Here is a 13,372-nt window from a genome sequence, read left to right on the forward strand (position 1 = left end):
GGAGGGGCAAGCTACTGTTTCAGCGCCGTCGGCAGGAATAACTACCACGGGATCTTCGATGGTGAAGGTGTAGTTCCAGGTGTACTGGACATCAGCACAGTCTTCGTAGGTGTAGGTAAATACAACATCACCGGCGCACTCGGGAATCATCGGATCAGAAACACCAATGAATTCGAGTTCACGACCGCAGTTATCTTCCAGGACGGGAGCAGCAGGAGCGATGACCTCGGAGGGGCAAGCTACAGTTGCAGCTCCGTCCTCAGGAATTTCAACTGTGGGGGGCAATATAGTTACTGTATGGACATAGTCCTGAGTATTGCCAGCACAGTCTTCATAGGTCCATGTGTAAGTTACTTCACCAAAACAATCGGGAACAGCGCTAACGACCGGTCCTGTAATATTAGTGATGGCATTCCCACAGAAGTCTAAAACTTCTGGTAATGCAGGCATCTCAATATCAGCAAAGCAGGCAACCTCATCAGTAGTTGGGTCTATCGGATCAAATCCCGGATACACGCCGAACACGGTTACCTCGTCGGAATCGGTAGCCATGGAACCATTATAATAACCGGTGGCGGTTACCATATTATATACCTCAGGTGCACAGTCAACATCGCAGATATCTCCTTCAACAACCGAATAGAAGGTACTGAAGGATTCAGATGCGCCAACCGGCAGCGAGGCAATGGTTTGGTTCAGCCCGGTCAGGGGATCAACCACAGTAACATCGGTCATATCCCACATGCCGGTATTGGTTACTACAATGGCATACTCAATCACGTCACCCACTTCGTCAAAAGTGGTGGTTAGGGCGGTTTTCTCCACGTCAATGTCGGGAATACAGGCAGGACCGGGAATCTCATAATAACATTCAGATTGACCGGCCTTAACAGCGGCTTCAACCGTTCCAACCGGCCACTCACCGCTGAGGGTGAGATAGTAGGTTTGGGTGACACCCGGATCCAGTCCGGAGTCCCATTTCAAGCCGTAAACCCCTGTTGTAGGGTCTGTTCCACAGGTGGTAATTCCGGGCCCGGCATCCACAACATAGGAGCAGGGCACACAGAGTGCGATCACCCAGTGGCTGAGTGCAGGTGGGCCGCCTCCGAGAATGGTGTACGTAAACGTTGTGTTCGTACCATCGTAGACTGCCCCCTGGAACGTAATGATATGCGAATCGCATCCTGTAGACAGGCTGATAATGCCATCATTTTGCTGAACAGGCCTTTCAAGGCTGATATTCTGTGCCTGGGCCGAAACTGCAAACATCATGATGACAAGAAACATCAGCAAACTGCTACATCGTTCTTGCAGGTTCTTGTACATGTTTTTCATTCATTAAAAGTTTTAATTAACAACACTTTGTTTTAAACACATTCGTAATCTTATTCATTTTTCTTGAATGGGGAGGTGCTTCATAGGCTTCAGGTTGGTTAAACATTTCTTTTATAATAAGTTTCGCCTGAAACCTTCCGTCTATCCGGGGAGTTTTCAGACATTATTAACAAATTGTTAACAGCAAATGCCAACAAAAATTAAAATACTATCGATAAAGCTATTAAAAGCCCCAATGCCTGTCAATTGGGAATTATCCTTAAATAGAGATTGGGATAAAATGCAGGTAGTATTGGTAAAAACCCTAGTATAAATTTCACGAATAACCAAGGATGTTTTTTTAATTTTCTCCTGTCTTTTTTTTCTTAATCATTCAAAGAAAAATATAATAAATAGATATATAAATAAATGAATATAAAATTTATAAATAGTTTATAATAAATGTTTTAAATAAATTTAGTTTGTAATTTTTCTTTTTTTTATCCGGATATGTAAAGGATGTTTCAATGGTGTAAAATCGATTTAAATTAAAAAAATACAGCCAATTTACCGTATAAAAATTATACAAAAAAAGGGGGTTTTTTACCCCCTTAAAATACTCCAAAAATGAAAAAAAAAAAATCATTTTTTTTCAGGGACCCTAACAAAAGCTCTTTCAGTTATTTCTAAAGCAGTCGTTAAAGTGCTTAAATCTTTGAATAACTCCCCAGTTTTACCCGACCAATGACTATGGCCGATCGCTTTCATTTCATATTCGGAAGTTCCTGAGTCCAAGTCGATCACAGCCTCGTATACAATGGCGGGCTGCGATGAGGTCATGTATTCGCTGTCGCCTGGAAAACGGTTGTTATACCAATGCTGGTTCCAGTCCCAGGGTTGGTTGATCTCGAGCAGCACCCTGAACTGGCGCCGGTTGGATTCAGGCAACTGGGTCTGCAATAAGAAATTTCCCTTAGGTGTTGGACCGGTCAGGGCGTCGGGCATCGGGTTCTGCTGCGAAGGGATATACAGGCCGTCCTCTGCCTGGATGCCGCGTTTATGACTCCAGTAGGGGAGGGTTGCCGGGCGGCGCACCGGGCCGGGCAGCCAGCGCCCTGTGGAGGGGTCGCCGCGCAGGTAAATTCCCTTAGCGATCGATTGCGCAACATACAGGGTCTGCACGTAATTCCCCTCAAGGTCTTCCACCCAGATGGCCATCAGGGGATGGTTGTGGTGGGGACCCCGTTCAAATTCCACTTCCAGGGGGTGCCCGTCGAGGTTCAACGAAGTAGTAATCACTTGCACTGGCTCAGGGCTCCTGTTGCGTTTCCACCAGGGCTTTTGATCACCGTAGGAACCATAGGGGCTTGCAGCAGTTAAGGTAAAAAATACCAGGCCAAGAGAAAGGGTAAACAGGGACCTGCTTTGCCTTAGGGTATGCTTGTTTTTGCTGAATGAATTCATAGCGCTTCAAGATTAAAATTCAAAAATGATCCCAATGGATGGCAGCACAGTGCCTGTAAGGTTTTCCAGGGTCTTTAACTGGTACCGATCAATGCCATCCTCACCGGTGATAATGATTGGGTTTCCGTTTTCATCTTCCTGCCGGGCCACATTTTCGGGCAACTCCGACTCAAAGTTATAAATGTTCTGAATATCCAGATAAACCATCAGCGACCACTTTTTGAGGAAGAACTGCTTGTCGATCCTCAGGTCGAGCTGATGGAAGCTGCGAAGGCGGTTCTGGTGGAACCTCGCATAATCGAAATAAGGGCCGTTTTGGGCATCCCAGGCATCCCTGATGCTCGACAGCTCCAGGTCGTAGGGCGTGTATGGAGCACCTCCTGAGAAGCGCCATTTCAGGCCGATTTCCCAGTTCTTTGGCAGGGGGCGCAGGGCGGTGAAAATCAGGATATGCCGGTTGTCCCATTTCGAAGGGATATAGCTGCCCTGGTTATCCTGAAACTCACTCCTGACAAAGGTATAGGAGAGGATCAGGTTGAATTGCTTAAAGTTTTCAGTGCGGAAGAACAACTCTGTTCCATAGGAGCGACCTTTCCCGATGCTGAGCACCTCTTCATCGCCAAACACGCCAAAGTCGCCTGACTGGCTGCCCAGGGCCACCGAATCGCGAACCGAGAAGGGGTATTTATCATACATTTTATAAAAGCCTTCAAAGGTGATCTTGCTGACACGGTTAGGAAGCCATTCAATGCCGCCTACCAGATGGTCAACCGAGATGTAGCGCAGGTCGTTGTTTTTGTTGACCAGCACCCCGTTGGGATCACGATAGCCCAAGGTAATATAGGCAGGCATCTGGAAGTAGCGCCCCACGTTCCCGTTGAGGAAAAGATTCTGGCGGAGCTGATAAGATGCCGAGAAGCGGGGAGAGATCTGATCGATGAGGTTCGACATACTGGCCGAATAGTTGTTGGCGTCGCTGCGAACCCCCAGGGAAAGCGTCAGGCGGTTGTCCACAAAGCTGCGGGTCACCTGCCCGAAGGCGCTCCATTTAAACAGGTCGTAGGCCGTTTGATTCTCCACAGAAATCAACTGGTCGTTGATAAATACCTTTTGTGAGATGTCGCCCAGGAATTTGGCATACTCTCCACCCAGACCCCAGTTTACGCGGTATTTATCGAGGGCCGTACTGCGTTCAAAACGAAACTTATTCTCAATCTCATCCGAAACGTAGTCAAGGCTGCGGGGCAGACTTTCGTCGTTGCCGGGATATTTGAAAGCGGTATTGCGCAACATGTTTCGGCTCAGCACAAAAAGGTCGGAGCCGTTGTCGCGGAAATGGCGGTAGGTGGCCCCCAGGGCGTAATTCCATTGCTCATTCACCGGCAGTGACTCCAGCAGGATGCGCTGCTCTTCGGTTTCGTTGGCGTTAAGGTTCAAAGTAAACTGGTCGATGGCGCCAAGCCCGATCACATTGAGTTCGGAGCGCTCACCGATGCGGGTGTTGGTCTTGAACTGGAAATCGTTGTATGTCGGCAGGAAGGGAAGCTCAAGCAAGGTGAAGAGGAACTGCAGGTAAGACCTTCGGGCCGAAACCACCATGGAGGTGTTTTTCGTCAGGGGCCCGTCGAGCGAAAGCGCCAGGTCGCTGGCGCCAATGGTGCCGCGCAGGTTCAGGCGGTCGCGGTTGCCATTGATCTGGCGGAACTCGAACACCGAACTCAATGCATTGCCACGGCTGGCAGGAAAAGCCCCGGAGTACATTTCTATCTCACGGATAAAATCCACGTTGATCATCCCCAATGGCCCTCCGCTGGCGCCCTGGGTGGTGAAGTGGTTGATGGTGGGTATCTCAATGCCATCGAGGAAGAAGCGGTTCTCGGAAGGGCCGCCCCCGCGAATGATCACGTCGTTGCGGAAAGCCGGGGTAAAGGCCACCCCGGGTAAGGACTGGATCACCTTTGAGATGTCGCGGTTGCTGCCAGGGCTGCGTTCAATTTCCTTGATGCCCAGGCGGCGAAGCGATACCGGGCTCTCATCTTTCCGCTGGAAGGGGGAAGCCCGCACTTCAACGGCTTCAAGCTGCACCTTGATCTCCTTCAGCGGGATCTCAATAAAAGCAGCCCTCGAATTACTCACCATAAACTCTTCAGTGACCTTGCTTTCGAAGCCCACTGAACTTACTGCAAGACGAACAAAGCCAGGCTCAACCCCTGTAAACAGGAAATTCCCGTCGAGGTCGCTGGTGCTGCCAATGTTTGTACCATATATAATAAGGTTGGTGAAGGGAAGTGGTTCGTTCGTGTCCTGGTTGAACACCCGGCCCCGGATGGTACCCTGCTGCCCGAAAGCCAGCACCCCCGAAAGAATTAGCACCAATACTACAGATATCTTTTGAAACATGCGATACATAGTTTAATCTTATGATTTTGCTATTGAAACAAATTTCCGGGAAAAAAGTTTTTTATCAAAATTAAAATATTCATTAAATAAAAAGGCCTGTAATATATTTGTAAGGATAAATAGACCATAAGTTTGATTCTCCAAAAACAGTTTTTCTATTCCAATCAAAACTGCAGGGCCTCCTTGTTCCGAATATTTCCCGGATAGCAGGGCATAACCCTAAATTTCAACAATTTTTCTAATTTTTTATTTTTGTTAATTCATTCTAAATCAGTAGTATAGCTATACCATGGAAATAGTTAATACGGAGTTAATACGGAGTTTATTCGGTTTAAACCGAATAAACTCCGTATTAACCCTGACCTTGGTCTATTCCTGGAAGCTTTTTCCTCAAGAAGAAGAAAGGGGAGGAGCCGGGGAAAATTCAGGAGTTGTTAAATTCAATTAATTATCGGGAAAAAGGGAAATGCTAGTGCAGTTATCTTTCTACAGGAATTATTACTTTTGAAAAAACAATGGATTAAGGTAAACTTTCAATAATTGAAAGGCAAATGGAAACCCTGACCCTGACGACGCCTGCCTTGCTGTTCTCCGCCATTTCGCTGTTGCTGCTGGCCTATACCAATCGTTTCCTGGCCATTGCCAACCTGGTGCGGGGTCTGCACGCCCGCTACAAGGAAAGCCCCAGCCAGATATTGTTTGGGCAGATCGCCAACCTGAAAAAGCGCATCAACCTGATCCGCAGCATGCAGATCTATGGGCTGGCCAGCCTGTTGTTGTGTGTGGCCTGCATGTTCCTGGTCTATGTTGAATGGCAGATGGTGGCCGAGATCATTTTCGGCATTGCCCTGGTGCTTCTCATCATCAGCCTGGGTATCAGTATCTGGGAGATCAACATCAGCGTGAAAGCCCTCAACCTGCACATCAGCGACCTGGAGGATACCAACAGGCTGTAGGGTGGCATTCACCGACCTGGGGGTGCCATTGACCGATCGCCTCTTGCAGGATTTTTCCGGCCGGGATAATTTTGTGTCAGATTATTCATTGTATCACAAAAAAAAATGCAATCATGGATTCTTCAAACAAAAAACGGGCGCTGATTGGCCTTATTTTCATCGCACTGGGTGCAGCCTTGCTGGTCAGCCTTTTCAACATTTCAATTTTTGGTTTTTACCTGCCCCGCATTGTCTTCTCGTGGCCATTGATCCTGATCCTCCTTGGGATTATTTTTATGGTCAACGACAAGAATCGCTCCACCGGGGTGATCCTGTTCGCCATTGGGACTTTTTTCCTGGTCAGGAATCATTTTGACCTGGACTGGGTGTTTATGATGAAAATCCTGATCCCTGCCGTTTTAGTGGTGATCGGTATTACGATGTTATTTCCACGAGCCCACCGGAGAAAAAACCCGGTAATGGGTTCTGCAGAGGACAAGTCGAACCTTTTGGATGATGTCAACGTTTTCAGTGGCGGCAACAAAAACATTACTTCCGATACTTTCCAGGGAGGCCAGGTGACCTGTGTTTTCGGGGGCTCTGAACTGAATTTCAGGCAGTCCACGCTGGCTCCCGGCGAGAATATCCTGGATGTGACCTGTATCTTTGGGGGCTGCACCTTATTTGTCCCCGAGGACTGGACCATCAAGGTAGAAGCCACAGCAATCTTTGGCGGGTTCTCGGATGAGCGCTCCAAGCGGAACCCCCACCTGGTAAGCGACCCCACAAAAGTATTGACCATAAGGGGCTTCGTCCTCTTTGGAGGCGGTGAAATCAAGCTGGCCTGATCGCGATGAAGGACTTTATCCTGAACGATAAAAGATTTCTTGCCTATTACCTGGGCCTGTGGCTGATGTCAGCCACAGGCCTTTTCCTGGTTTTGCGAAGGGTTACGGATTGGCCGATTGATGTGATGGTCATCGACAGCCTGTGCAGTACGCTCTCGTTCTTTGTCATTTTCCTGGCCTTGTGGTATGTGGTCAGGTTTGCCGGGGGCTATTCGGAGAAAAGCCCTGAGAAAATTCTCACTACCTTACTGGCTGCATTGGTGTTGCTGGGGGTTTGGGTGTACTTTTCAATCAGCCTGACCAGCCTGTGTACGGGTTTTGTTAATGGCTACAATGACTTTATCAGGGAAACCCTGTGGGTCCGGGCGCTGACAGGCTATCTTTTCGCCACGATCATCAACCTCCTGTTCTATAATTTTTACCTGATCCGTTACAGCCGCGAGGCCAGGGACCGGGAAAACCAGCTGAAGGAGCTGGTGCAGCGCACCGAATTGCAGGCCCTGAAGAACCAGTTAAATCCACATTTTATTTACAACAGCCTGAACTCGATCAGTAGCCTGACACTGACGGCACCCGACAAGGCCCGTGAGATGGTCATGCGCCTGAGTGACTTCCTGCGCTATGCCCTCAAGCAAGATGCCATGCAAATGGTTCCTTTGGAAAAAGAGCTGGAGAACATTGAATCTTACCTGCAGATCGAAAGGGTGCGGTTTGGAAAAAAACTGGTGTATTTCCTGCAGGTCCATCCTGACTTTAAACGCCAAAGCCTCCCCGTGATGATTCTCCAGCCCTTGTTTGAGAATGCCGTGAAGCATGGGGTTCAGAAGAGCGCAGGGCCGGTAGAGATTAGGTTCCTGGCAGAACACGCGGGTGAGGATGTAAAATTAAGGGTTACCAATGTTTACGACCAGCAGTTTGCCCGCTTCCGATCGGAAGGGGTTGGCCTTGAAAATATCCGTAACCGGTTGAGGCTTATTTTTGGAAACGGGAATTTATTGTCGATCAAGGCAGAAGACGGGCTCTTTACGGCCACCCTGACACTGCCCAGAAAAGAATATGATGAAAAAGCATAAAGCCCTGATCATTGAAGACGAACAGCCTGCCCGCGACCTGCTGAAGGAGTTCCTGAAGGATTTTGAAAACATTGAACTGCTAGGTGAGTATGCGGATGGTTTTGAGGGTCTGAAGGCCATCAATCGCATGAAGCCCGACCTGATCTTCCTCGACATCCAGATGCCTCGCATCAATGGCTTTGAGATGCTTGAACTGGTGGACGAGGAAAACCTACCGCTGGTGATTTTCACCACCGCCTATGACCAATACGCTTTAAAGGCCTTTGAGTTCAATGCCCTCGATTATTTGCTGAAGCCCATTTTTGCCGGGCGTTTTCAGGTAGCGGTGAACAAGGCCCTGCAGAGCCTGGACGCTGGGAACCCCAAGCGCGAACAGCTGAACCAGGCGCTGAACAGCCGGATGGATTCCGGTGGCTTTCTTGACCGGATCGTGCTGCGCTCGGGCGAAGGGGTGCAGGTAATCGCCGAAGAAGATATTTTTTACCTGGAAGCCCAGGATGACTATGTACTGATCGCCACCCGCGGGGAAGAGTTTCTGAAAAAGAAAACCCTGAAATATTTTGAGGATCATCTTGACCCTACTTTTTTCGTGCGCGTGCACCGCTCATACATTGTCCGCCTCGATGCCATTCAGAAAATTGAACCTTACTCAAAGGACGCATACCTGGCCCAGCTCAAAAACGGAAGGAAAATTTCGGTGAGCAAAAGCGGCTACAGCAGCCTGCGACAACGGTTGTCGTTTTGAGCCTTCAGAATTTCCGAAAAGGAACTGTTTTTGAGATCATAAAAATTGCGGGGAAACGTTAAAAAATGTTACCTTTGCAAATTGTTTAGGCAAATTTGCGTTCTTTGCGCCTGAAACCTTAATCCTGCAATAGATTCATGTTTAAAAACATAGGAATTCGCTCTCTTTTTGTGATCGTTGTTTTGTTGCTTTTTGGCACCTCCTGCAGTAAATATCAGAAGCTGCTCAAGAGCACGGATAATAATTTGAAACTTGAAAAAGCCATTGAATATTACGAAAAGGAGGATTATCACCGGGCCATAGGGCTGTTCACAGATGTGATTCCCGTTTTCAGGGGCACGCAACGGGCTGAAGAGATCAATTATTATTATGCCCTGGCGCATTACAAGATCAAGGATTACGTAATGGCAAGCCATTACTTTAAGACTTTCACGCAGGCCTATCCAATGAATGAACATTCGGAGGAATTCCTGTTTCTTGCTGCCTATTGCAAATACCTGGATTCGCCACGTTCAAGTCTTGACCAGACCACTACCATGGAAGCCATCACTGAATTCCAGATCTTTATCAACCGTTATCCGGCCAGCCCCAAAGTAGAAGAGGCCAACCAGCTGATCGACGAGTTGAGGAGAAAGCAGGAAAAGAAAGTCTATGACCTGGCCAAGTTGTATTATGACCTGACGGATTACGTGGCCGCCGCCACAACCTATAAGGTATTGATTCGTGATTATCCGGATACTGAATTCCGGGAAGAGGCCCTTTTCGGCATTGTCCGGGCCAATTATGAATATGCCAGGCAGAGTGTTCCGCAAAGGCAGGTGGAAAGATATAATGAGGTTTTAGCCGCCCACGAACGGCTGCTCAGGCAATTTCCCGATAGCCAATACCTTGAGCAGGCAGGGCTTTACCGTGATATTGCCCAAAGCGAGATCGCACGCCTGACACCAGAAGAAGAAATCACTGAAAACAAATAAACAGAAGATGGATTACAAAAAAGTAAAAGCTGAAAGTACCACAGTGACCCGCGACCTGAGGCAATTTGACAAGGAAAACGGGAACATTTATCAAACAGTGGTCATTATATCAAAGCGAGCAAACCAGATTGGCCTTGAGATGAAGGAAGAACTCAATGGCAAGCTGGAGGAGTTTGCCACTTCGACTGATAACCTGGAAGAAATTTTTGAGAACAGGGAACAGATCGAGATCGCACGCTTCTACGAGCAGTTGCCCAAACCTTCGCTCATTTCCATCAGTGAATATGAGAATGGTAACGTTTATTTCCGGGTTCCTGAAGAAGAGCCGAAGAAGTAAATTGAACATAAAAAAAAACCTGCCTGTCGCCGTACTCCGGTTGGGCAGGTTTTTTTTATCTTTACGGCCAGGGAAAAACGGGAGATCCTTAAAATTTGTCCAGTCAACAATAATATGTAAGGATTTTTTCGTTTTAATTCAAAACCCGTTTCAAGCCAGTGTCATGTTCTCCTGACCTGGCCGGGAAGGGTGAAAAATGGAATGAACATGAAGAAAATATTGATCCCGGTCCTTGTTTTGGTTTTTGGTTTTTCTTCCCCCGTGCTGAAGGCACAGGAGATGAATTGCATGGTCTCGATCAGCACGCCCGGGCTGTCGGAAACCGACAGGCTGATTATGCAAACCCTTCAGGCCGACATTTATGAGTTTGTGAATCAGCGCAACTGGACCGAATATCAGTTCAATACGCAGGAACGCATCGAGGCCTCTATTATGATCACCATTAACGAGCGCCTTGGCGATGAATACAAGGGCACCATCCAAATACAATCGCGGCGCCCGGTGTTTAACACTTCGTATGACACCCCGCTGTTCAATCACCAGGACAGGGACGTGCACTTCCGTTACCTGGAAAACCAACCTCTGGAATATGCCGACAATACCTTTACTTCGAACCTGACCTCTCTGGTGGCCTTTTATGTTTATGTTATCCTGGGTTTTGACTTTGACTCGTTTGCGCCTTACGGCGGAAATCCATATTTTGAGCGGGCACAGAACATCGTCAACCTGGCCCAGAACGCCCAGGAAAGGGGATGGAAATCGTTTGAGAGCCAGCGCAACCGCTACTGGCTGATGGAGAATATTTTCAATACCACTTACAGGCCCATTCGCGAGGCAGTATATACTTACCACAGGCTGGGGTTTGACACCATGACAGACAATATGGAGAACGCCCGTGCGCAGGTGGTTATCGCCCTCGAGATGCTGCAGCGCGCCCACCGCGAGCGCCCCGGAAGTTTCCTGATGCAGATTGTGATGACTGCCAAAAGCGATGAACTGGTCAACCTGTTTACGGAAGCCAACCCTATGGATCGAAATAAAGCTATACAGATCCTTACGGAGATTGACCCTTCCAACAGTTCCAAATACAGGCGGATGACCCAGGGTACTGAAGCACAGTCCCGTTAAACGCTTGCTTAATCTTTTCTTTTTCGTTTGCTAAAGTTTCTTAACTTTGGGCCGTTAATTTTTTCCTGTATGCTAAAGCACCTGCTGGTAGAAAATTATGCCCTGATCGAGAAGCTGGACCTGACCTTCGGGAAAGGGTTTACGGTGATCACAGGAGAGACCGGTGCAGGGAAATCCATCATGTTGGGAGCCCTGGCGCTCATCCTGGGTCAGCGCGCCGACACCCAGGTGTTGATGCATCACGACCGCAAGTGCATTGTGGAAGGAACCTTTGACCTGACCAGCCTGTCCATATCCGATCTTTTTGACAAGCATCAGCTCGACTATGATAACCTGAGTTGTTTCCGCCGTGAGATTACCCCCCAGGGCAAATCCAGGGCGTTCATCAACGATACACCCGTTACCCTGTCGGTCATGAAGGAAATGGCCGAACGCCTGATCGATATTCATTCGCAACATCAGACCCTGCTGCTTGGGGAATCCTCTTTTCAGGTTGATGTGGTAGACAGTTTTGCAGGGCATTTTGAGGTGGTAGGGGCTTTCCGTCAGGCATACAGAACCTGGCAGCAGCGCCTGTCCTTGCTGGAAGAAATGGAAGAGCGCGAAAAACGATCGCGTGCTGACCTCGATTATTTTCGTTTTCAGTATGACGAACTGGAAAAGGCCCGCTTAAGCGCCGAAGAATATGAAAGCCTGGAAGGAAACCTCAGGGTCCTTCATCATGCGGAAGAGATCAGGTTAAACCTTGAGAAAGCTTTGTTTGTGCTCGAACAATCGGAAACCAATGTTCTTTCAGGCCTGAATGAGTTGCTCCAGCTACTGAAACCGCTTGCGCGCCTCAATGAAACGTACGGGCACCTCCTTTCGCGTTTTGAATCCGTACAAATTGAAGTCAAGGACCTTAAAACCGAACTGGAAGACCAGTCGGAAAGGGTGGTGCACGATCCGGCGAGGACGCTTGAACTGGAGCAGCGTATCGATTTGCTCAACAAATTGCTGTTAAAGCACAATGCTGCCCATATGGAGGAGCTGATCCAGGTTCGGGAGGATTTCCTGGAGAAAATCAGGACTATCGATTCGCTGGAAGACGAAATTAAAAAACTGGCAGCGGAAGCCAGTAGTATGGAAGAAAAGCTGAAAGATATGGCCAGGGGGATCTCGCGGAAGAGAAAAGGTTCGATTCCTGAGATTGAAAGGGAAGTGACCCAGATGTTGCACCAGCTGGGGATGCCTGGGGCCAGGTTTAAGGTTTCTCACCAGGAACTTCCTGTCCTGGGCCCCAATGGCCAGGATCAGCTATCGTTCCTGTTCAGTGCGAATCCGGGAGGTGAGCCCCGTGAAATAGCCCGGGTGGCCTCCGGAGGCGAGTTGTCGCGACTTATGCTTAGCGTGAAGTCGATGATCTCTAAAAGGAACTTATTGCCCACCATCATCTTCGATGAGATCGATGCAGGCATCTCAGGTGAGACAGCCACACGCGTGGCCAATATCCTTGAAAACATTTCAAAGAAGATGCAGGTAATCGCCATCACGCACCTTCCGCAGATTGCCTCAAGAGGGGAATCGCACTTGCTGGTATACAAGATCATTGAGGGTGGGCGTGCCCGCACCGAGATCAAAAACATAAAGGACCAGGACCGCATCCTGGAGATCGCCAAAATGCTGGGCGGCGAAAAACCCACCGAGGTGATGCTTGCCACAGCTCGCGAACTTATTATTAATGCAGTTAGAAATTAAAACAAACCAATATGTCCTTACAATTGCTTAAAGGAAAGAGAGGCATTATTTTCGGTGCTCTTGATGAAAATTCCATTGCCTGGAAAGTGGCAGAAAAAGCTTATGAGCACGGTGCCACCATGGTATTGACCAATGCCCCCATCGCCCTTCGCAAGGGGGATATTTTCCGGCTTGGTGAGAAGATCAAGGCGGAAGTTATCTCTGCAGATATTACCCAGGTGGATGAGCTTGAGAGCCTGCTTCAGGAAAGCATGAACATCCTTGGGGGGAAAATCGACTTTATCCTCCATTCGGTGGGTATGTCGCCCAATGTTCGCAAGGGTCTGCATTATACCGACCTCGATTACAACTATATGAACAAGACCCTGGATGTGTCGGCTATTTCATTTCACAAGGTCCTGCAAGTGGCCTATAAGA

The 13,372-nt window shown here is 48.4% G+C and carries 12 protein-coding genes; 9 read left to right on the forward strand and 3 right to left on the reverse strand.

Translation table 11 applies throughout. The features are described from left to right. The 3 genes from V2I46_03410 to V2I46_03420 form a co-directional block, all read right to left on the reverse strand. Positions 1-1,335, reverse strand: a 1,335-nt coding sequence (locus V2I46_03410; protein MEE4176536.1) for a hypothetical protein, incomplete at its 3' end; no start/stop codon positions are given. A 621-nt stretch (positions 1,336-1,956) separates the two neighbouring features. Further along, positions 1,957-2,778, reverse strand: a complete 822-nt coding sequence (locus V2I46_03415; protein ID MEE4176537.1) for a hypothetical protein — start codon at positions 2,776-2,778, stop codon at positions 1,957-1,959. Between the two features lie 12 nt (positions 2,779-2,790). Continuing rightward, on the reverse strand, positions 2,791-5,178 hold the full coding sequence (locus tag V2I46_03420) for a TonB-dependent receptor (GenBank protein MEE4176538.1): 2,388 nt from the start codon (positions 5,176-5,178) through the stop codon (positions 2,791-2,793). Between the two features lie 551 nt (positions 5,179-5,729). Between V2I46_03420 and V2I46_03425 the strand changes: the two genes are divergently transcribed. The 9 genes from V2I46_03425 to V2I46_03465 all read left to right on the forward strand — a co-directional run. Continuing rightward, positions 5,730-6,134, forward strand: coding sequence for a DUF2721 domain-containing protein (locus V2I46_03425; GenBank protein ID MEE4176539.1), 405 nt, complete (start codon positions 5,730-5,732; stop codon positions 6,132-6,134). Positions 6,135-6,247: 113 nt separating this feature from the next. Beyond that, complete coding sequence (locus tag V2I46_03430) at positions 6,248-6,961, forward strand: LiaF domain-containing protein (GenBank protein ID MEE4176540.1); 714 nt, start codon at positions 6,248-6,250, stop codon at positions 6,959-6,961. Between the two features lie 5 nt (positions 6,962-6,966). Next, positions 6,967-8,034, forward strand: a complete 1,068-nt coding sequence (locus tag V2I46_03435) for a histidine kinase (GenBank protein ID MEE4176541.1) — start codon at positions 6,967-6,969, stop codon at positions 8,032-8,034. Then, the gene (locus V2I46_03440) at positions 8,021-8,779 is read left to right on the forward strand and encodes a LytTR family transcriptional regulator DNA-binding domain-containing protein (GenBank protein ID MEE4176542.1); all 759 of its coding nucleotides are present in this window, start codon (positions 8,021-8,023) and stop codon (positions 8,777-8,779) included. Before V2I46_03435 ends, V2I46_03440 begins: the two co-directional genes overlap by 14 nt. Positions 8,780-8,916: 137 nt before the next feature. Beyond that, positions 8,917-9,753 (forward strand): outer membrane protein assembly factor BamD, encoded by an 837-nt coding sequence (gene bamD, locus V2I46_03445; GenBank protein MEE4176543.1) that lies wholly within the window; start codon positions 8,917-8,919, stop codon positions 9,751-9,753. A 7-nt stretch (positions 9,754-9,760) separates the two neighbouring features. Then, positions 9,761-10,090 carry a DNA-directed RNA polymerase subunit omega gene (locus tag V2I46_03450; GenBank protein ID MEE4176544.1) on the forward strand — a complete coding sequence of 110 codons (330 nt, stop codon included), beginning with the start codon at positions 9,761-9,763 and terminating at the stop codon, positions 10,088-10,090. Between the two features lie 207 nt (positions 10,091-10,297). After that, positions 10,298-11,218, forward strand: coding sequence for a DUF4835 family protein (locus V2I46_03455; GenBank protein MEE4176545.1), 921 nt, complete (start codon positions 10,298-10,300; stop codon positions 11,216-11,218). A 69-nt stretch (positions 11,219-11,287) separates the two neighbouring features. After that, a complete protein-coding gene (gene recN, locus V2I46_03460; protein MEE4176546.1) occupies positions 11,288-12,955 on the forward strand; it encodes a DNA repair protein RecN in 1,668 nt (555 codons plus the stop codon). Positions 12,956-12,966: 11 nt separating this feature from the next. Next, on the forward strand, positions 12,967-13,372 hold a 406-nt coding region (locus V2I46_03465), incomplete at its 3' end, for an SDR family oxidoreductase (protein ID MEE4176547.1).

This window comes from Bacteroides sp., assembly GCA_036351255.1.
Lineage (GTDB): Bacteria > Bacteroidota > Bacteroidia > Bacteroidales > UBA7960 > UBA7960.

Excerpts from the sequence above, each read along its gene's own strand:
- V2I46_03415 (MEE4176537.1), bottom strand. The coding sequence starts at position 2,778 with ATGAATTCATTCAGCAAAAACAAGCATACCCTAAGGCAAAGCAGGTCC.
- V2I46_03420 (MEE4176538.1), bottom strand. The coding sequence starts at position 5,178 with ATGTTTCAAAAGATATCTGTAGTATTGGTGCTAATTCTTTCGGGGGTG.
- V2I46_03425 (MEE4176539.1), top strand. The coding sequence starts at position 5,730 with ATGGAAACCCTGACCCTGACGACGCCTGCCTTGCTGTTCTCCGCCATT.
- V2I46_03430 (MEE4176540.1), top strand. The coding sequence starts at position 6,248 with ATGGATTCTTCAAACAAAAAACGGGCGCTGATTGGCCTTATTTTCATC.
- V2I46_03435 (MEE4176541.1), top strand. The coding sequence starts at position 6,967 with ATGAAGGACTTTATCCTGAACGATAAAAGATTTCTTGCCTATTACCTG.
- V2I46_03440 (MEE4176542.1), top strand. The coding sequence starts at position 8,021 with ATGAAAAAGCATAAAGCCCTGATCATTGAAGACGAACAGCCTGCCCGC.
- bamD (MEE4176543.1), top strand. The coding sequence starts at position 8,917 with ATGTTTAAAAACATAGGAATTCGCTCTCTTTTTGTGATCGTTGTTTTG.
- V2I46_03450 (MEE4176544.1), top strand. The coding sequence starts at position 9,761 with ATGGATTACAAAAAAGTAAAAGCTGAAAGTACCACAGTGACCCGCGAC.
- V2I46_03455 (MEE4176545.1), top strand. The coding sequence starts at position 10,298 with ATGAAGAAAATATTGATCCCGGTCCTTGTTTTGGTTTTTGGTTTTTCT.
- recN (MEE4176546.1), top strand. The coding sequence starts at position 11,288 with ATGCTAAAGCACCTGCTGGTAGAAAATTATGCCCTGATCGAGAAGCTG.